Below are 21,081 nucleotides of genomic sequence, written 5' to 3'. Positions count from 1 at the left end.
TTGCGGGGTGCTCCGGCGGTGCTGGAGCTGCCGTTGGACCGTCCCCGACCGGCACGACGGCCCGGCACGGCCGGCCGGGTGCCGCTGCGCGTCCCTCCGGAGGCGGTGGCCGCGTTCCGGCGCGCGGGCGCGACGCCGTTCATGGGAGTGCTGGCCGGCGTCAACGTGGTGCTGTCGCGCTACTGCGGCACGACCGACGTCGTGGTCGGGACGTTCACGACCGACCGGGCGACACCTGAGCTGGAGGACCTGGTCGGGTTCTTCGTCAACACGGTCGTGCTGCGCACCGACCTGTCCGGCGACCCCGGGTTCGCGGAGGTGCTGGCCAGATCGCGGGCGGTGACGCTGTCGGCGCTGGCCCACCAGGACGTGCCGTTCGACCGGGTGGTGGAGGAGACCGCGCCGCCGCGCACACCCGGTGTCACGCCGTTCGTCCAGGTCGCCGTCGTCGTGCAGAACACACCGGAGGCGCCGGGACGGCTCGACGAGCACGTGCGGATCGAGCCGGTGCCGGTGCCGCCGACGACGGCCGTCTTCGACCTGTCCTTCCAGCTCTGGCCGGAGGCCGACGGCGCGATGACGGGCTTCGCCGAGTACGCGACCGAGCTGTTCGACCGGCCGACCGTCGAGGGCGTCGTCACCGCACTCGACCGCGTCCTCCGGACGGGCACCGCGGACCCGGACCGCCCCGTGTCCGCGCTCCCGCTGGTCGCGGACCCCCTCATCCTGACCGGGCCGGCCCCCGGCCCGGGCGGGGAGGCGGACGCGCCGATCGCCCGGCTGATCGCCCGGCAGGCCGCCCGGACCCCCGGGCGGCCCGCGTTCCGGCTGGCCGGCGCGGCCGGCGCGGACGGCCGGACGATCACCTACGCGGAGCTGGACCGCCGGGCGCGCTGCCTCGCCGGACGGCTGCGCGAGCGGGGGACCGGTCCGGAGGACGTCGTCGGGGTCTGCCTGACGCCCGGTCTCGCGCTGCCCGTCGCGGTCGTCGCCGTCCTGTACGCCGGCGCCGCCTACCTTCCCCTCGACCCGGCGCACCCGGCCGAGCGCCGCGCCCACCTGGCGGCCGACGCGGGCGCGCGCGTCGTCATCGCCGCCGACGCCGACTGGCTGCCGGAAGGCGTGGACCTCCTGTGCCCGGCCGCCGGTCCGCCCGCGGGCGAGGTCACGGCGGCGGACCCGGACGCAGCCGCGGGCGAGGTCACGCCGGCCGATCCGGACGGGGCCGCGTGCGTGATCTACACCTCGGGGTCGACCGGGCGGCCCAAGGGGGTTGTGATCACCGGGCGGTCCCTGGTCAACCGGCTGCTGTGGATGCGGGAGGCGGTGCCGTTCCGGGCCGGGGAGGTGTCCTGCCAGAAGACGCCGATCGGCTTCGTCGACAGCCTCTGGGAACTGCTCGGGCCGCTGCTCGGCGGGATGACGACCGTCGTGCTCAGCCCGGAGGCCGGGCGCGACCCGCACGCGTTCGCCGACGAGCTGGCCCGGCACGGCGTCTCCCGGGTGCTGGCGGTGCCGTCGCTGCTGCGCGTGCTGCTGCGGACGGTGCCCGGCCTGGGGGAGCGGCTCGCGGACCTGACGACCTGGGTGAGCAGCGGGGAGCCGCTCACCCGCGACGTCGCCCGGCTGTTCGCCGAGCGGCTGCCGGGCCGGACGCTGCTCAACCTGTACGGCTCCTCGGAGGCCTGGGACTCGCTCTGCCCGGACGGCGGCCCGGACGTCCAGGAACCGCCCTCGGGCATGTCCGCGGGCGTTCCCGTCGGGCGGCCGATCGCGGGAGTGCGCGCGGTCGTCCTCGACGACCGGCTCCGGCCGGTCCCCCGGGGGATGCCCGGTGAGCTCCACATCGGCGGGCGCTGCCTGGCGCGGGGCTATCTCGGCCGCCCGGGCATGACCGCCGCCCGTTTCCTGCCCGACCCGCAGACGCCGGGCGAACGCCTCTACCGCACCGGCGACCTGGCCCGGATACGCGCGGACGGGCAGGTCGAGCTGCTCGGCCGGGCCGACCGCCAGGTCAAGGTCCGCGGCGCCCGGGTGGAGCCCGGCGAGGTCGAGGCCGCCCTGGAGGAACTGCCCGGGGTCCGCGAGGCCGCCGTCGTCGCCGCTTCGTCCGATGACGGCGTACGGCTCGCCGCGCACGTCGTGGCCTCCGGTGTGTCCGGCGACCTGAGGCGGGCGCTCGCCCGGCGGCTGCCCGCCCACCTGGTCCCCGAGCGGATCCTCCTGCGCGACGCGCTGCCCCGGACCGCCACAGGCAAGATCGACCGCCGGGCGCTGCTCCTGGACGGCCGGGGCCGCGACCAGCGGCCGTCCCCCGCCGGTGAGCCGATGACCGCCCTGGAGCGCCGCATCGCCGCGGTCTGGGCCGAGGAGCTCGGCCGCGAGGTCGGCGCGCACGACGACTTCTTCGACGTCGGCGGGCACAGCCTGCTCGCACCCGTCCTGGTCGGCAAGATCGCCTCCGAGCTCTCGGTCGAGCTGCCGCTGAGCTGGCTGTTCGAGCACCCGACCGTCCATGCCATGAGCACGTCTCCGCAGGTCACGGGAGGTATCCATGAGTGATCGGAGGAACCCGTGGCTGGCCAGGCTGCGACCGTCCGGTGACGCGGCGGTCCGGTTGATCTGCCTGCCGCACGCGGGCGGAGGCGCGGCGACCTTCCGCGAGTGGGCCGACGACCTGCCGCCCGGCGTCGATCTGTGCGCCGTCCGCCTCCCGGCGCGGGAGAGCCGGCTGCGCGAGCCGCCGTACACGAGGATGACCGACCTCGTGCCCGTCCTCGCCGACGGACTCGCCGACGGACCCGACGGCGCGTTCGACCGGCCGTACGCGCTGCTCGGCTACTGCTCGGGCGCGCTCATCGCGTACGAACTGGCCGCGCATCTGATCGCCGCCGGGCGGCGGCCGCCCGAACTGCTGGCGGTGTGCGCGTTTCCGGCCCCGGCGCTGGTCGAGCCGACCGAGGTGCACCGGCTGCCCTCCGATCTGCTCGCCCGGCACCTGCGCGGCCTGGGCGTCATCCCGGACGCCGTCCTCGCCGACCGCGAGCTGTTCGCGATGTTCGAACCGGGCGTGCGCGCCGACTACGAGGTGATGGAGACCTGGCGGCGCGGGCCGCGCGGGCCGCTGCCGATCCCGATCACCGTGTTCGGCGCCGACGCCGACCCCAGCGTGACCGTCGAGGAGCTCCGGGCGTGGCGGGCCGACACGACCGGTCGCTTCACCCTCCGCGTCTACCCCGGCGACCACGGTTTCTTCACCGCCGACCGCCGCGACATCGCCCGCGGGGTCACCGCCGACATCGCCGTCTTCCCCGAGCCCGCCGGCCGGGCCGGCGGCGCGGGATACGCGGGGGCGGTGCACCGGTGAGCGAGACGGCCGCGGTGCCCCCCCTGTCCGACGTCAAACGGCGGCTGCTGGCCCGGCTCGCCGCCGGGGCCGCCGGGCCGCCCCCGCCCAGGGTGCCGCGCCGTATGGGCTCCGGGCCGGTACCGCTGTCGTACGCGCAGGCGCGGGTCTGGCTGATGGACCGCCTGGCCGGGGACCTGCCGCTGTTCAACCTGGTCATCGCCGGCCGCCTGCCGATGGAGGTCGATCTCGACGAGCTGCGCCGCCGCCTCGCGGCCGTCGTCGGGCGGCACGACGCCATGCGCATGTCGGTCGTCGAGGCCGGGGGCGAGCCGTTCCTGAACGTCGCCGACTCCGTCCCGGTCGACATCCCGCTCGTCGACCTGACCGGCGTCGATCCGGAGCAGGCCGAGCAGACGGCCTTCCGGCACGCGTACGAGACCGGGGCGCGCCCCTACCGGCTCGACCGGGCCCCGCTGTGGCGGGTCGAGCTGGTCAGGCTCGGCCCGGCCGACCACGTCCTGGTGATCGCCGCCCACCACATCGCGGTCGACGGCACCTCGCTCACCCTCATCCTGCGGGAACTGGCCGGGCTCGACGCCCCCGACCTCCCCGTGGGATACGCCGACTTCGCCGTCTGGCAGCGCGCCAGGGCCGCGGAGGGCCGGGACGCCGGGCTGGACTACTGGAAGGACCGGCTGGCCGGGCTCGACCCGCTCGAACTGCCCGCCGACCGGCCGCGGCCCGCGCGGCCGACCTACCGGGGCGACTCGCTGCAGGTGGTGCTGGATCCCGGCCTCGTCCGCGACCTCGGGGAGATCGGCCGCGCGGCGGGGGCGACGCCGTACATGACCGTGCTGGCGGCGTTCTGCGTGCTGCTGCACCGCTACACCGGGGTCACGGACGTCTCGCTCGGCGCGTTCGTGTCCGGCCGCACGGAACCGGAGCTGCACCACCTGATCGGCATGTTCAGCAACATGATCGTCGTCCGCGCCGACCTGTCGGGCGAGCCCGGGTTCGGCACGGTCGTCGACCGGGTCAAACACGCGCTGCTGGGCGCGATGAGCCACCAGGACGTGCCGTTCGAGCGCCTGGCCGCGGAACTGGGGCGGAACCGGCCGGACCGGTCGGCGCCGCCGCTGGTCCGCGTGGCGTACAACATGCCGGCCGAGGCGGGGGCGCTGCCGCCGATCGGACGGTCGCTGCCGCTCGACTTCACCCATCGCGGCTCCCCGCTCGACCTGACCCTGCACATGATCGAGGAGTCCGGCACGGTCCGGCTCACCTTCGAGTACGCGACCGATCTGTTCGACGCCGCCACCGTGGACCGGATGAGCAGTCACTTCCGCACGCTCCTGGCCGGTCTGGCCGCCGAACCGGGAAGACCGATCGGCCGGGTGCCGATGACCGGTCCCGCCGAGGACCGCCGTCTCGCCTCCTACGAGCAGGGCGCCCTCCCCGCGCACGACGCCTCCCGCGAGTACGGCGGCGCCGCCCGGTCGCTGCACGAGCTGGTCGCCGACCAGGTCAGGCGGACGCCGGACGCGGTCGCGGTCGCGGTCGCCCACGGCGGACGGTCCCGGACGTATGCGGAACTCGACGCCGACGCCGACGCCGTCGCCCGCCGCCTGCGCGACCGGGGCGTCGGCCCCGAGACGCCCGTCGGCGTTTTCCTGCGCCGTTCGCCGGCGATGCCCGCCGCGCTGCTCGGGGTGTGGAAGGCCGGCGGCGCGTACGTGCCGCTCGACCCGGGGCATCCGCGCGACCGGCTGGAGGCGGTGCTCGGCGACTGCGGCATCGAGGTCGTCGTGACCACCCCCGATCTCGCCGCCGCGCTGCCGCCGGAGGGCCTGCGGCTGGTGTACGCCGACGAGGCCGGCCCGCCCGGCGTGTTCGAACCGGTGCCCGCCGATCCCGACCGGGCGGCGTACGTCATCTACACCTCCGGGTCCACCGGCCGGCCCAAAGGGGTTGTGATCACTCACCGCGGCATCGCCAACCGCGTCCTGTGGACGGTGTCCGAGCACGGCTTCCACCCCGGCGACCGGGTGCTGCAGAAGACGCCGCTGACCTTCGACGCGGCGGGCTGGGAGTTCTTCGCGCCGCTCGTCAGCGGCGGCACCGTCGCCCTCGCCCCCGACGGCGCCGAACGCGACCCCGCCGCGCTCGTCGCGGCGGCCGGGGACCACGACGTCACCGTGCTCCAGGTGGTGCCCGCGCTGCTGCGGCTGCTCGTCGAGGAGCCGGGCTGGGAGCGCTGCCGCGCACTGCGACTGCTGTTCTGCGCGGGAGAGCCGCTCCACGCAGACCTGTGCGCCCGCGTCCGCGCGCTGAGCGCGGCCCGGATCGTCAACACCTACGGCCCGACCGAATGCTCGATCGACGTGACCTTCCACGAGGTCGGCCGGGAGACGGGCCCGATCCCGATCGGGCGGCCGATCGGAGGCCTGCACGTCCGGGTGCTCTCCGGCGGGCGGCGCGTCCCCACGGGCGTGGCCGGTGAGATCCTCGCGGGCGGGGCCGGTGTCGCCCGCGGTTACCTGGGCCGCCCCGGCCTGACGGCTGAGCGCTTCGTCCCGGACCCGTACGGGCCGCCGGGGTCGCGCCTCTACCGCACGGGCGACGCGGGCCGCTGGACCGAACCGGGCGTCCTGCAGTTCCTGGGGCGCACCGACCATCAGATCAAAGTCAACGGGGTCCGGGTGGAACCGGCGGAGGTCGAGGCCGCCCTCACCGCGCATCCCGCCGTCCGCGCCGCCGTCGTCACCCCGCGCCGCACGCCGTCGGGCGGGGTCCAGCTGGTCGCGCATGTGACGACGCATCCCGGTCACGGACCGGCCCTCCCGGAGCGGCTGCGGGAGACGGCCCGGGAACGGCTGCCCGAGGCGATGGTCCCGGCGGTCGTCGTCGAGGTGCCCGAGCTCCCGCGGACGACCAGCGGGAAGGTCGACCGGCAGGCGCTGGCAGCGCTGCCCCTGCCCGCGGGCAACGGCTCGCGGACGCCGCCGCGCACCGCGACCGAACGGACGGTCGCCCGCGTCTGGGCGGAGCTGCTCGGGCTCGACCCGGGTCACGTCGTCGCCGAGGACGACTTCTTCCGGCTCGGCGGCCACTCGCTGCTCGTCGCCCGGCTGGCCGCGCGGCTCACGGAGGCGACCGGCCGCACCGTCCCGCTGCCCGAGCTGTTCACCCGCACGACCGTCGAGGACCAGGCGCGCTACGTGGACGGGCCCGCCCGCGACGAGCCTCCGCCGCTCGTGCGGATCCCCCGCGCGGGCCGGATGCCGCTGTCGTTCGGGCAGCGCCGCCTGTGGTTCCTCGACCGGCTCCGTCCCGGGTCCGCCGAGTACACGGTCCCGCTGGTCCTGCCCGTGCGCGGGGGACGCGAGGAGATCCACGACCGGCTGCGGGAGCTCGCACGCGTCCACGATGTGCTGCGGACCCGCTACGCGCCGGGCGCGGGCGAACCCTACGGAGTCGTCGACGACGAGCCCGCGGTGCCGCTGGACGAGACCGCCGCCGCCTCCTCCGCCGAGGTCGCCGACCTGCTCGCCGCCGAGCTCGGCCGCGGCTTCGACCTGGAGCGCGGCCCGGTGTGGCGGGCCCTGCTCATCAGGGTCCCCGGGGGCGACGACCTGCTGGTCGTCACCGTCCACCACATCGCCTGCGACGCCCGCTCCCTCGACATACTCGCCCGGTCCCTCGCGGACGGTCCCGGGCCCGCCCCGGAACGGGGATACCCGGACTTCGCCGCGTGGCAGCGGCGCGCGCTCACCGGGGAGCACCGTGACCGGCTGCTGGACTTCTGGACACGGCGGCTCGACGGGGTGACGCCGCTCGACCTGCCCGCCGACCGGCCGCGGCCCGGGATCCGGGACCCCCGCGGGGCGATGCTCGCCTTCGAGGTGCCCGTCACCGGACTGCTCGAGCGGGGCCGCCGGGCGGGCGCGACGGCGTTCATGACGCTGTTCGCGGCGTACTGCGTGTTCCTCGCCCGGCACACCGGGCGGACCGACCTGCCGGTGGGCGTGCCCGTGGACGGGCGCGACCGGCCCGAGCTCGACGACATCGTGGGGTTCTTCGTCAACACCCTCGTCCTGCGCGCCGACCTGACCGGCGACCCGACGTTCGACGACCTGCTCGACCGGGTGCGGGTGACGGCGCTGTCCGCCTTCGCCCACCGCGACCTGCCGTTCGAGCTGCTCGTCGACGAGATCCGCCCGGCGCGCGACATGTCCCGCAACCCGATCGTCGACGTGCTGTTCGACCTTCAGACGGGCGGCGCCGAGGGGCGCGCCGACACCGGCGGTGAAGGACTCTCCGCGTGGCGCACGGCCAAGGCCGACCTCACCCTGATGGCCCGCCTGGGCCGTGACGGCACCCTGTCGTGCCGTTTCGAGTACGCGAGCGCCCTCTTCGACTCCGGGACCGTCGAACGCTTCGCCACCCGCTTCACCCGTCTTCTCCTCGCCCTGGCCACCCACGAGGGCCCGATCTCCGGCGTCCCCCTCCTCGGCGAGGAGGAGCGCGCGGCGCTCGCCGCCTACGAGACCGGCGCCGGGAGGGGTGCCGCCGGCGGGGGCGGGGAGGCGGCCGGGTTCACGGCGGGATCGCTGCACGGGCTGGTGTCCGCCCGGGCCGCCGCCGCACCGGAGGCGGTCGCCGTGGTCGGGCGCAGTCCCGCCGAGGGCGAGGTGAGCCTGACGTACCGGGAGCTCGCCGAGCGGGCCGGAAGACTGACGGAGCGGCTGCGGGCGGCCGGGGTGGGCCGCGGAGACGTCGTCGGGATCTGCCTGGAGCGCGGGCCGGAACTCGTCACCGCGCTGCTGGCGACCCTCGGGGCGGGGGCCGCCTACCTGCCGCTCGACCCGGACGATCCCAGGGAGCGGCTCGCCTGGCTGGTCGCCGACACCGACGCCGCCGTCGTGGTCACCGACCTCTCCGACCGGTTCCCGTCGGTCGTCCCGGTCGTGCCGCCGTCCGTCCCTCCCGGATCCCCGTTCCCCCTCCCGCCCGGCGCTCCCCCCGGGCGACCGGCCGGGGCGCGGGACACGACCGGCGCGGGGCCGGGGGATCTCGCTTATGTGATCTACACGTCCGGATCCACCGGCACCCCCAAGGGCGTGATGATCGAGCACGCCGGGATCGTCAACCGTGTGCGGTGGATGCAGCGGCAGTACGGGCTGCGCCCGGGGGACCGGGTGCTGCAGAAGACGCCGTACACGTTCGACGTGTCCGTCTGGGAGTTCTTCTGGCCGCTGGCGGCCGGTGCCACGCTCGTCGTGGCGCCGCCCGGGGCGCACCGCGACGCCCGCGCGCTGGCCGAGCTGGCCGACCGCGAACAGGTGAGCCACCTGCACTTCGTGCCGTCGATGCTGGAGGCGTTCCTCGCGGTCGTGCCGCGCTTCCCCGGCTCGGTGCGGGAGGTGTTCTGCAGCGGTGAGACGCTCACCGCCGCCGTCGTCCGCGCGTTCCGCGCCGCCGCCGGCCGCTCCCGCCTGCACAATCTGTACGGCCCGACCGAACTGTCCGTCGACGTCACCTTCCACGAGGTGGAACCGGCCCAGGCCGACCCCGTGCCGATCGGCGGGCCCATCGACAACATGCGCGTGCTCGTGCTCGACGACGCCGGACAGCGCGCGCCCATCGGCGTGCCCGGCCGGCTCCTGGCGGGCGGGATCGGGACCGCGCGCGGCTATGTGAACCGGCCGGGCCTGACCGCCGACCGGTTCGTGCCCGACCCCGACCGGCCGGGGGAGCGCCTCTACCGGACCGGCGACCTCGCGCGCTGGAATGGCGCGGGCACGCTCGAATTCCTCGGCCGCGCCGACGACCAGGTGAAACTCCGGGGCGTGCGGATCGAGCCGGGCGAGATCGCCGCCGTCGCGGCCACGTTCCCGGCGGTCAGGGAGGCCGTGGTGACGGTCGTCGGCGAGCGGCTGGTCGGCTACTACGTCGCCGCCGGGGAGCCGCCGCGCGACGGCGACCTCACCGCGCACTGCGCGCGCCGCCTGCCCGCCGCCCTGGTGCCCGCTACCTGGGTCCGCCTCGACCACCTGCCGACCGGCCGGAACGGGAAACTCGACCGGGCGGCCCTGCCCGTTCCCGGCCCCGCGCCCGCCGAGGACGACCGCCCGCCCGAGGGGGCCGCCGAACGGCGCATCGCCGCGGTCTGGGCCGAGCTCCTGGGCGTCGACCCCGGTGCCCACCAGGACTTCTTCGCCCTGGGCGGCCACTCCCTGCTGGCCGTGCGGGCCCAGCACCGCCTGGCCGAGGAGTTCGACGTCGACCTGCCCCTGCGCATCTTCTTCGAGGCGACCACGGTGGCGGCCCTGGCCGTCGCCGTGGAGACCGCACTGGCCGCGCAGATAGCCGGGCTGACGGATGCCGAAGTCGAGAACCTGCTCGCCGGGGGAGGCCGCCGTGACACATGACACGACGCATGACAGGTCGGCGGCGATGCGGCGGGAGCTGCTGGAGCGGCGGCTCGCCGGGGCGCGCGGACAGGGCGGCCGGCTGCCGGCCGCCGACCGGTCCCGCCCGCTTCCCCTCTCGCCCGGCCAGCGGCGGCTGTGGTTCCTGGACCGGCTGGACCCGGGCGGCACGGCGTACGTCGTGCCGCTCGTGCTGAGGTTCGGCGGCACGGTCGATCCGGCGCGCCTGCGCGACTGCCTGTCCGAGCTGGCCGCCAGGCACGAGTCCCTGCGCACCCGCTTCGTCTGCGGCGACGGCGAGCCCCATCAGGTGATCGACCCTCCCGCCGCCGCCCGGCTCCCCGTCGTGGCCCTCCCGCGGCCGGAGGAGACCGGCGCAGACGAGGCGGCGGGTACGGCCGAGGCCCTCCGGCGCGCCGTCGCCGAGGAGGTGTGGCGGCCGTTCGACCTGGCGGCCGGGCCGGTCTGGCGGGCGTCGCTGATCCGGGTGGCGCCCGGCGACCATGTGCTGGTCCTCACCGTCCACCACATCGTGTGCGACGGGCTCTCGCTGGAGATCATCCGGCGGGAGCTGGCCGCCCTCTACGACGGCGCCGAACTGCCCGCGCCGCCGCGCATCCAGTACGCCGACTTCGCAGCCTGGCAGGCGGGGCGGCCGGTCGCGGGACCGGAGCTGGACCACTGGCGGACCCGGCTCGCCGACCTGACGCCCATCGAGCTCCCCACCGACCGGCCGCGGCCCGCCACCCGGGGAACCGGCGGTGCGATGACCGTCTTCGGCGTCCCCGCCGAGACCGCCGACGCGCTCGTCGCCTGCGGCCGGAGCCGGGGCGCGACGCCGTACATGACCCTGCTGGCGGCGTTCTGCCTGCTGCTCGGCCGGTACGGCGGGCGGTCCGACGTCGCGGTCGGCACCCCGGTGGCCGGGCGGCCCGGGCCCGAGCTGGACGGTGTCGTCGGCTTCTTCGTGAACATGCTGGTCATGCGGCTGAACCTGGCCGGGGACCCGACCTTCGGCGACCTCGTCGACCGGGCGCGCCGGACCGCGCTGGAGGCGTTCGCCCACCAGGACGTCCCCTTCGAGCGTCTGGCCGCCGCCCTCCATCCCGATCGCGATCTCACCCGCAACCCCCTCTTCCAGCATGTCTTCGCCTACGAGGAGGACCCGCGCACCGCCCCGGCCGCCGGGACCGGGGCCCCGGAGGCGGCGGCGCCCGCGGCCGGGGGCTCCGGCACGGCGGTCTCGCGGGCGGCGGCTTCCGGCGCGGCGGCCGAGGACGTGCCGGTGGTTTCGGTCACCGCCAAGTTCGATCTCCAGCTCACCGTGCGGCGGCGGGGTGACGGGTCGCTCGTCGGCGCCGTGGAATACGCCACCGACCTGTTCGACGCCGCCACCGTCGAGACGATGGCGGCGCGCTTCGTGCGCCTGCTGACCGCGATCGCCGCGGATCCCGAGGCCGCGGTCGCCGACCTGTCCGTGCTCGACCCCGCCGAGCGCGCCACTCTGCTGGCCTGGAGCACCGGCAGCACGCCGATGGACCCCGGGGAGGCGGGCGCCGCCGAGGACGCCCGCGCGTCCCGTGCCGACGCCGACGCCGACGCCGATGCCGACGGTGGCGGTGGCGGTGGCGGTGGCGATGTCGTCGCGCGCTTCGAGAGGCGGGCGCGGGCCGAGCCGGGGAGGGTCGCCGTCGTGGCGGGGGACGGGCGGCTGACCTACGGCGAGCTGGACGCCCGGGCCGGCCGCCTCGCACGGCGGCTGCGGGCGTCGGGGGCCGGGCCGGAGTCGAGGGTGGGCGTGTGCCTGGACCGCGGGACGGGACTCCTGGTCGCGCTGCTCGGCGTGGCGAAGGCGGGCGCGGCGTACGTGCCGCTCGACCCCTCCCATCCCGCCGAGCGGCTCGCCTACGTCGTCGCCGACGCGGGAATCGGGCTGACCGTCACCGAGCCGCGGCACGCCGGCGCCGTTCCCGGTCCGGCGATCATGATCACCGATGCCGATGCCGATGCCGACATCGAAGCCGGCGCACCCGCTCCGGTCCCGGCCGGCGCCTCCCCGGACGGCTCCGTCCGGGCCGGGGCCCCCATCGGGAGGCTCGCGTATGTGATCTACACGTCGGGATCCACGGGACGGCCCAAGGGGGTGGCGGTCAGCCACCGGAACCTCGGACGGTTGATCACGGTGGATCAGGGGCGGTTCGGATTCGGGCCGGGCGACGTGTGGGCGATGTGCCACTCGCCCGCGTTCGACTTCTCCGTCTGGGAGATGTGGGGGGCGCTCGGACACGGCGGACGGCTGGTGGTCGTGCCGCACGAGACCGCGCGGGACCCGGACGCGCTCGCCGCGCTCGTGGCGGCCGAAGGGGTCACGATCCTCAACCAGACGCCGACGGCCTTCGCCGGATTCGCCGCCGCCGTCCCGGTGCCGCCCGCCGCGCTGCGCATGGTCGTCTTCGGGGGTGAGCGTCTCGACGCGGCCGGGCTGCCGGACTGGCCCGGCGTCGAGCTGGTCAACATGTACGGGATCACCGAGACGACCGTCCACGTCACACGGGGCGAGGTGTCCGGAACCCGGCGGCGGGACGAGCCGGGGGGGACGGCCGGAACGCACCCGGGAGCGGCCCGGCCGGCGGTGCCCGGAGCGACCGGCGGCAGCCCGATCGGGCGGCCGCTGGCCGACATGCGGACCTACGTGGTGGACGTGTTCGGGGACCTCGCGCCCGCCGGGGTCGTCGGCGAGCTGTACGTCGGCGGCGCCGGGGTCGCCCGGGGCTACCTCGGCAGGCCCGCGCTCACCGCCGAGCGGTTCGTGCCCGATCCGTACGGGGCGGGGGGAGGGCGCCTCTACCGCTCGGGAGATCTCGGCCGGTGGACGGCCTCCGGGGAACTGGAGTTCCTCGGGCGGGCCGACCAGCAGGTGAAGATCCGGGGATATCGGATCGAGCCGGGCGAGGTGCGCGCGGCGCTCGTCGGTCACGCCGCCGTGGCGGACGCGGCCGTCATCGCCCGCGAGGACGTCCCCGGGCACCGCAGGCTCGTCGCCTACGCGGTCCCCGCGCCGGACACGCAGGTCGTGCCCGGCTGGGAGGACGGACTGCGCGACTTCCTGCGCGGGCTGCTGCCGCCCCACATGGTCCCGTCGGCGGTCGTCGCGGTGGCCGGGCTGCCGCTCACACCCACCGGCAAACTGGACGCCGCGGCCCTGCCGCGGCCGGACGGCGGCCCCGGCCGCGGGCACACGCCCCCCTCGACGGCCGCCGAGCGGCGGATGACCGGCGTCTGGGAGCGCATGCTCGGGCACGCCCCGATCGGCGTCCGCGACGACTTCTTCGACCTGGGCGGTGACTCGATCCGCGCGGTCGCGCTGGTCGGCGCGTTGCGGGCCGAGGGCTTCGACGTCGCCGTGCGGGACGTGTTCGAAGACCGGACGATCGCGGCGCTCGCGGCACGCGCGGCCACCCGGCTGACGGCCGCGCCGTACACCGCCGTCGCGCCGTTCGCGCTGCTCGACCCCGCCGAGCGCGCCGCGCTGCCGGACGGCCTGGTCGACGCCTACCCGCTCTCCCGGGTCCAGGCCGGGATGGTGTACGAGATGCTCGCCGACACCGGCCGCGGCAACTACCACAACGTCACCAGCTTCAGCATCACCGACGACGCGCCCCTGGACGCCGACGCCCTCCGCGAGGCCGCGGCGGTCGTCGTCGACCGGCACGAGATCCTGCGCACCTCCATCGACCTCACCACCCACGACCGGCCCCTCCAGCTCGTCCACGCCACGGCCGTCATGCCCGTGAGCATCGGTGACCTGCGTGAACCCGGGTCCGGCGGCACGGCGGTCGCCGGGACGGGGGCGTCCCCGGGCGCGGGCGCGCTGGAGGCGTTCCTCGCGGAGGAGCGGGAGTCGCTGTTCGACCTGACCGTCCCGCCGCTGCTGAGGCTGTCGGCGCACCGGACCGGGGAGCGCACCTGGCGGCTCTCGCTCACCGAGTGCCACGCGATCCTCGAAGGCTGGAGCTACCACTCGCTGCTCATGGAACTGCTGACCTGCTACCGCGCGATCCGCGACGGTGAGATCCCGCCCGCCCCCGACCCGCCGCCGATCCGGTACGCGGACTTCGTCGCCGCCGAGTTGGAGACCCTCGCGGACGAGGGCTCCTCGGCGTACTGGAGGGACGTGGTCACCGGCCACGCGAAGCTCACCCTGCCCGCGGCCTGGAAGGACCCGCGGGGCGGGCGGGAACCGTACGGGATCCGGATCCCGCTGTTCGACCAGGACGCGGGGCTGCGGCGGCTGGCGGCGGAGGCCGGGACGCCGCTGAAGAGCGTGCTGCTCGCCGCCCATCTGAAGGTCATGTCGGGGCTGACCCACGAGCGCGCCTTCCACACCGGGCTCGTCTGCGACACCCGGCCCGAGGTGCTCGGCGCCGACCGCGTGCTGGGCATGTTCATCAACACCGTGCCGTTCCCGCACGAGCAGCGCGCGAGCACCTGGCGCGACCTCGTCCGCGACGTCTTCGCCGCCGAGACCCGGATGTGGCCGCATCGCCGCTTCCCGCTGCCCGCCGTGCAACGGGAGCTGGCCGGCGGGCGGCAGCTCGTCGAGGTCTATTTCAACTACCTCGACTTCACCGTGGTCGACACCGAGCTGGTCGACCTGCCCGACAGCGTGGACATCAGCCCGAACGAGTTCCCGCTGTCGGTCACCGTGCTCGGCGGGCTGCTGACACTCACCTCGCGGCCGGAGGTCCTGTCCGAGGAGCAGGCCGGACGACTGGCCGAGCGGTACCGCGCGGTCCTCGACGCCATGGCCGCCGACCCGTACGGCGACGCGCTGGCCGCCCGTCTCGCCCCCGGCGAGCGCGAGCGGCTGCTGCAGGGCCCGCCCGAGCTGCCCCGGCCGCCGGTGACCGCGCTGGACGTGTTCGAGGAGACCGCCAGGCTGCTGCCGGACGCGGTCGCGGTCACGACCTGGGACGGCGGCGCGCTCACCTACGCCGAGCTCGACGCCCGCGCCAACCAGGTCGCGTGGGAGCTGCGCGGGCGGGGGGCCGGACCGGAGACCGTCGTCGGGGTCTGCATGGACCGCGGGCCCGACCTGCTCCCGGCGCTGCTGGGTGTGTGGAAGGCGCGGGCGGCGTACACGCCGCTGGAGCCGGCGTACCCGGCCGAGCGCTGGGGAGGCGTCCTGGCCGACGCCGGCGCGCTGGTCGTCGTCGCCGACCCCGCGTACGCGGGCCGGATCCGCGAGGTCCACGCCGGCCCGGTCGTCACCCCCGGCATGTGGGCGGACCGGCCGGTGAGCCGGCCGCCCGGGGCCGCCGACCTCGACGGGCTGGCCTACATCATGTACACCTCCGGGTCGACCGGCCGCCCGAAGGGCGTGCTGGTCGGACACCGGGGCCTGGCCAACTACCTGTGGTGGGCCGTCGAACGCTACGCGGCGCACGGGTGCGGCGGGGCTCCGCTCTTCTCGTCGATCGCGTTCGACATGGTGGTGCCCAACATCTTCACGCCGCTCATGATCGGGCAGCGCGTCCACCTGCTGCCGCCGCGGCCCGAGCCGGACGAGCTGGGCCGCCTGCTCGCAGACGGCGGCCCCTACAGCTTCATCAAGCTCACCCCCGGGCACGTCGAGCTGCTCGTCCACCAGCTCGACCCCGGCCGCGCCGCCGGGCTGGCCGAACTGCTCGCGATCGGCGCGGACGCGTTCCCGGCCGGGATCCTCGACCGCCTGCTCGCGGTGGGCGGCGGCGTCCGGGCGCTCAACGAGTACGGCCCCACCGAGATCTCCGTCGCCAACAGCACCTACGCCATCGACGGCCCGGTCGACGGCGACATCGTGCCCATCGGCGTGCCGATCCCGAACACCACGATGTACGTCCTGGACCGGCAGCTCGAACCCGTCCCCGCCGGGGTCGTCGGAGAGATCTACATCGGCGGCGCCGGGGTGGCCAGGGGCTACAACGCGATGCCCGCCCGCACCGCCGAGCGGTTCGTCCCGGACCCGTACGGCCGGCCGGGCGCCCGCCTCTACCGCACGGGCGACCTCGCGTCCGTGCGCGAGAGCGGTGACGTCGACTTCCTCGGCCGGGCCGACGACCAGATCAAAATCCGTGGCTACCGGATCGAACCGGGCGAGATCCAGGCCGTCCTGACCGGTCACCCGGCCGTCCACGAGGCCCTCGTCCTGGCCCGCGACGAGCAGCTCGTCGCGTACTGGGTGCCGGTGGCCGGTGACGGCGCGGACACCGACCTGCTGGGCTGGTGCCGGGAGCGGCTGCCCGGCCACCTCGTGCCCGCGCACGCCGTACCGGTTCCGGCGATCCCGCTGAACGCCAACGGCAAGGTCGACCGCGGCGCGCTGCCCGATCCGGGCTCCGCGGCGGGGCGGGTGCGCGTGCCGCCGAGGACGCGGACCGAGCGGCGGATCGCCGAGGTGTGGGCGGCCATGCTCGGCACCGAGCCCGGCGTCACCGACGACTTCTTCACGCTCGGCGGCCATTCGATCATGGTCGTCCGGATGGTCGCGCGGCTGCGCGAGGTCTTCGGGGTCGTGCTGTCGATGCGCGAGGTCTTCGACCGGCCGACCGTCGAGGGCATCGCCCGCCTGGTGGACGGGGTGACCGCCGACGACGCCGAGCCCGGCCCCGTCCCGGCCGTCCGCCGCGACGGCCCGCTCCCGCTGTCGGCCGCCCAGCGCCGGCTGTGGTTCCTCGACCGGCTCAACCCGGCCAGTCCCGAGTACCTCGTCCCCATCGCGGTCCGGCTCCGCGGCCCGCTCCGGCCGGAGGGCGTGCGCGACGCGTGGCAGCGGATCACCGAGCGCCACGAGATCCTCCGCACCCGCTACACGGTCGTCGGCGGCGAGCCCCGCCAGGTCGTCGATCCGCCCGGCCCGATCGCGTTCGACCTCGTCGAGGGACCGTCCGGGGAGGAGGGGTGGCCGCCCGCCGCGACGGAGGCCGCGCGACGGCCGTTCGACCTGGCCCGGGAGTGGCCGCTGCGGGTGCGGCTGATCCGGATCGCCGAGGACGACCACCTGATGGTCGCCGTCCTCCACCACATCGCCTGCGACGGCTGGTCCGCCCGGCTGCTGGAGGCCGAGTTCGCCGCCCTGGCCGCGGGCGGCTCCGCAGACGGCCTGCCCGAGCCGCTCCAGTACGCCGACTACGCCGCCTGGCAGGACGGCCGCGTCCGGGAGGAGTCGCTCGCCTACTGGCGCGAGCGGCTGGCGGGGATGGAACCGCTGCCGCTCACCGGGGACCGGCCGCGGCCCGGGACGCGTGACTGGGCGGGCGACGCCGTCCCGTTCGCGGTGCCCGGCCGTACGGCCGCGGCCCTGCGCGGGATCGCCCGCGAGCACGGGACGACGATGTTCGTCACGTTGCTGGCCGCCTTCCAGGTGCTGCTCGCCCGGCACACCGGCGCCCGCGACATCCCGCTCGGAACCCCCGTCGCCGGGCGTGACCACCCCGGCCTGGCGAACCTCGTCGGCTGTACCGTCAACACCCTCGTCCTCCGCGGCGACCTGCGCGGCGACCCGGCCTTCACCGACGTCCTGGAGTCCGCCCGCCGGACGGTCACCGAGGCGCTGTCCCACCAGGACGTGCCCTTCGAGACCCTCGTGGAGGAGCTGTCCCCCGAGCGCGACCTGTCCCGCACCCCCCTGTTCGAGGTCATGTACGCCCTCGACCACGCCTCCACCCGCGCGCTGTGGGCCTCCCCCGGTGGAGGCGGCCCCGGGTCCGGGCCGTCCCTCTCCGCCGCACCCGTCGTGCTGGACGGCGAGGTCGCCAAGTTCGATCTGAGCCTGCACCTCGACGAGTACGGCGACGCGCTGACCGGGATCTTCGAGTACGGCACCGCGATCTTCGACCGGGGGACGATCGAGCGGCTGACCGGCAGGTTCCTGGGACTGCTGGAGGAGATCGCCGCCGACCCGGCCGCTCCGCTCTCCCGGCTCGCGGTCCCGGCGCAGACGCCCGCGGTGCTCGCCGCCGGACCGGCGGCCTCCGCGGACGCGCTCCCGGACGATCCCCGGGCCTCCGTTCCGGAGGCGATCGCCGCGCACGCCCGCCGGACCCCCGACGCCGTGGCCCTGTCAGGCCCGGCGGCCGGACCGGTCACCGGACGCCTCACCTACGGCGAGCTCGACCGGGCCGCCCGGCGGGTCGCCGCGCGGCTGCGAGAGGCGGGGGCCGGGCCGGAGGACGTCGTCGGCGTGTGCGTCGAACGCGGCCCCGGGCTGCCGGCCGTGCTCCTCGGCGTCTGGTACGCGGGGGCGGCCTACCTCCCGCTCGAACCCGGCTGGCCCGCGCTGCGCCGGGCCGCGCTCCTGGCCGACGCCGGATGCCGCGTCCTGCTCACCGACTCCGGCGCGGACGACCCGCCCGGCGTCACCGTCCTCACCCCGGCCGACTGCGCGGACGCGGCGGAGGCCGAGCCGGTCGCCGTCGATCCCGACTCCGTCGCCTATGTGATCTACACGTCGGGCTCGACCGGGACGCCGAAGGGGGTGGAGGTGCCGCACCGGGCGCTGGGGGCCTACCTGCGGGACGCGGCGCGGCGCTACGACGCGGCCCGCGGGTCGGCGGTGTTCTCGTCGGTGGCCTACGACATGGCGGTCACCGCGCTGTTCGCGCCGCTCGTGGCCGGAGGGCGGGTGTGCGTCCTCCCGCCCGACCTCGACCTGGCCGGGCTCGGACGGCTGCTGGCGCAGTCGGGACCGTACGGGTTCGTGAAGATGACGCCGGGACATCTGGAGGCGATGCTCTCCTCCCGCCCGGGCGCGGTTCCGGAGGCGGTGCACCTGGTGGTCGGCGGCGAGACCCTGCGGGCACCGCTCGCCGCGCGCTGGGCGGACGCGGACGGGCGGGCCCGGATCGTCAACGAGTACGGCCCGACCGAGACGACCGTCGCCTGCACCGCCCACGTCGCCGGGGGCGGGGACCCCCGCTCCCGGGACGCAGCCGGCCGGACGGCGTCCTCCCGGGCGCCGGACGGCGGGACGGACGGCGGGACGGCCGCGCAACCGCGCGTCCCGGCCGGGCGGACGATCGCGGGAGCGGCCGTGTACGTCCTCGATCCCTGGCTCGACCCCTGCCCGGCAGGCACACCGGGCGAGGTCATGATCGGTGGCGCGGGGGTCGCCCGCGGTTACCGGGGCAGGCCGGGACCGACCGCCGAGCGCTTCGTCCCGGACCCCTTCGGCCCGCCCGGGTCGCGCATGTACCGCAGCGGCGACCTCGGCCGCGTCCTGGACTCCGGCGACCTGGACCTGCTCGGCCGGATCGACGACCAGGTGAAGATCCGCGGTCACCGCGTGGAGCCCGGCGAGGTCGCCGCCGCCCTGGCCGCCCACCCGGCCGTGGCCGAGGCCGTCGTCGTCCCCGCCGACGGCCGCCTCGTGGGCTACGCCGTACCGGCGGCGGAGGCGGGCGGGCCGGCGGTGGACGAGGACGAGCTGATCGGATGGCTGCGGGAGAGGCTGCCGGGGCAGCTCGTGCCCTGGCGGGTGGTGATGATCGAGGCAGTCCCGCTGACCGCCAACGGGAAGGTCGACAAGGGGGCGTTGCCGGCGCCGGCCGCCGCCGCGGTCCGCACGCCCCCGGTCACCGCCGCGGAGCGCCTGCTCGCCGAGATCTGGGCCGAACTGCTCGGCACCGACGAGTTCGGGGTGCACGACGACTTCTTCCGGCTCGGCGGCCACTCCATTCTCGCGGTCCGGCTGCTGGCCAGGCTGCAGGAGGTCTTCGAGGTGGAACTGACGTTCCGGACCGTGTTCGAACATCCCACCGTCGCCGGGCTCGCCCGCACGGTTGAGGAGGCGATCCGCGCGGAGGTCGCCGGGCTCACCGACACCGAGGTCGCGGACGAGGCGCGGCGGCAGAGAGGCAGGTCCTCATGACAGACATCCTCCGTGAGGAGCTGGTCCAGGCCAGACTCGCCGGCATCCGCTCGGGACGCCGGACGACGATCCCGCGCGTGCCGCGCGGCGGCCCGCTGCCGCTGTCGTTCGGGCAGCGCAGGCTGTGGGTGCTGGAGCGGCTCGACCCCGACGGCGGCGAGTACCTGGTGCCCACGGTGATGCGGATGCCGCCGTCACTCGACCCCGAGCTGGTGCGCGGCGCGTGGCAGGCCCTCGTCGACCGGCACGAGGCCCTCCGGACCCGGTACGTCATGGTCGGCGACGAGCCGATGCAGGTCATCGACGACACCGGCGCGATCGACTTCGAGTTCCGCGAGCTGACCGAGGACGCCGCCCTGCGGTGGGCGGAGGAGGCGTCCGGGGCGCCGTTCGCGCTCGACCGGGAGTGGCCGGTGCGCGTCCGGCTGGCCCGCCTCCCCGCGGGCGACCACCTGCTCGTCGTCGTGCTGCACCACATCGCCTGCGACGCCTGGTCCAACGGTGTCCTGGGGGAGGAGTTCGGCACCGTCTACACCGCCCTCGCGGCCGGGGTCCCCGCCGACCTGCCCGAGCTGCCCGTCCAGTACGCCGACTACGCCGTCTGGCAGCGCGAGCGGCTCACCGGCGAGCTGCGCGAGCAGATCCTCGGCTACTGGCGGGACCGGCTCGACGGCCTGCCCCGGCTGCGGCTGCCGCTGGACCGGCCGCGCCCGCCGATGCGCGGCGGCACCGGCGGCACGGTCCCGTTCCGGGTCCGGGCCGACGTCGCCGGACGCCTCCGGGTGATCGCCGAGGAGCACGACGCCACCCTGTACATGGTGCTGCTGGCCGCCTTCCAGGCGCTGATCGGCCGTTACTGCGGCACCCGCGACGTGGTCGTCGGCACGGTCGTGTGCGGGCGCACGCGGCCCGAAGTCGACCGGATGGTCGGCTTCCTCGTCAACACCCTCGTCATCCGTACGGCCTGGCGGCCGGACGCCGACTTCCACACGCTCGTCGGCCTGACCAGGACGGCGGTGCTGGGCGCGCTCGACAACCAGGACCTGCCGTTCGAGCAGCTCGTGGAGGAACTGCAGCCCGAACGCGACCCGTCCAGGATGCCCCTGTTCGACGTCATGTTCGGCTCCCAGACCGACGACTCGCTCCGGGTCGGCCTGGACGAGCTGGCCGCCACCCAGGTCGTGCCGGACTCGCCGGTCGCCAAGTTCGACCTCAGCGGTTACGTGGAGGACGCGGCCGACGGGACGCTGCTCGGCCGCCTGGAGTTCGCCACCCAGATCCTCGACCGCACGACCGTCGCCGGGATGGCCGCCCGCTACGTCCGCCTGCTCGAACTCGTCGCGGCCGACCCCGCGACGAAGGTCGCCCTGGCGGACGTCTTCGACGAGGCCAGT

4 protein-coding genes and 1 pseudogene are annotated in these 21,081 nt (G+C 75.8%); all 5 read left to right on the top strand.

The window, feature by feature from the left end; all coding sequences use genetic code 11:
* The coding region (locus tag IEZ08_RS20350) for a non-ribosomal peptide synthetase (RefSeq protein WP_189242687.1) at window positions 1-2,562 on the top strand (2,562 nt) is incomplete at its 5' end.
* Window positions 2,555-3,367, top strand: a complete 813-nt coding sequence (locus tag IEZ08_RS20345) for a thioesterase II family protein (protein WP_068924286.1) — start codon at window positions 2,555-2,557, stop codon at window positions 3,365-3,367. The genes IEZ08_RS20350 and IEZ08_RS20345, both read left to right, overlap by 8 nt.
* Window positions 3,364-9,780: a non-ribosomal peptide synthetase gene (locus IEZ08_RS20340; protein WP_189242686.1), complete on the top strand. Its 6,417-nt coding sequence runs from the start codon at window positions 3,364-3,366 to the stop codon at window positions 9,778-9,780. Before IEZ08_RS20345 ends, IEZ08_RS20340 begins: the two co-directional genes overlap by 4 nt.
* Window positions 9,770-19,687 (top strand): non-ribosomal peptide synthetase, encoded by a 9,918-nt coding sequence (locus IEZ08_RS20335; protein WP_189242685.1) that lies wholly within the window; start codon window positions 9,770-9,772, stop codon window positions 19,685-19,687. Before IEZ08_RS20340 ends, IEZ08_RS20335 begins: the two co-directional genes overlap by 11 nt.
* Window positions 19,684-21,063 (top strand): annotated as a pseudogene (locus IEZ08_RS40785) (condensation domain-containing protein); the annotation flags it as partial. The gene IEZ08_RS20335 and the pseudogene IEZ08_RS40785, both read left to right, overlap by 4 nt.
* Between the last annotated feature and the right edge of the window lie 18 nt (window positions 21,064-21,081).

Origin of the sequence: Planobispora rosea, from assembly GCF_014648175.1 — a bacterium.
GTDB lineage: Bacteria > Actinomycetota > Actinomycetes > Streptosporangiales > Streptosporangiaceae > Planobispora > Planobispora rosea.
This window is presented reverse-complemented; position numbering and strand designations above follow the sequence as displayed.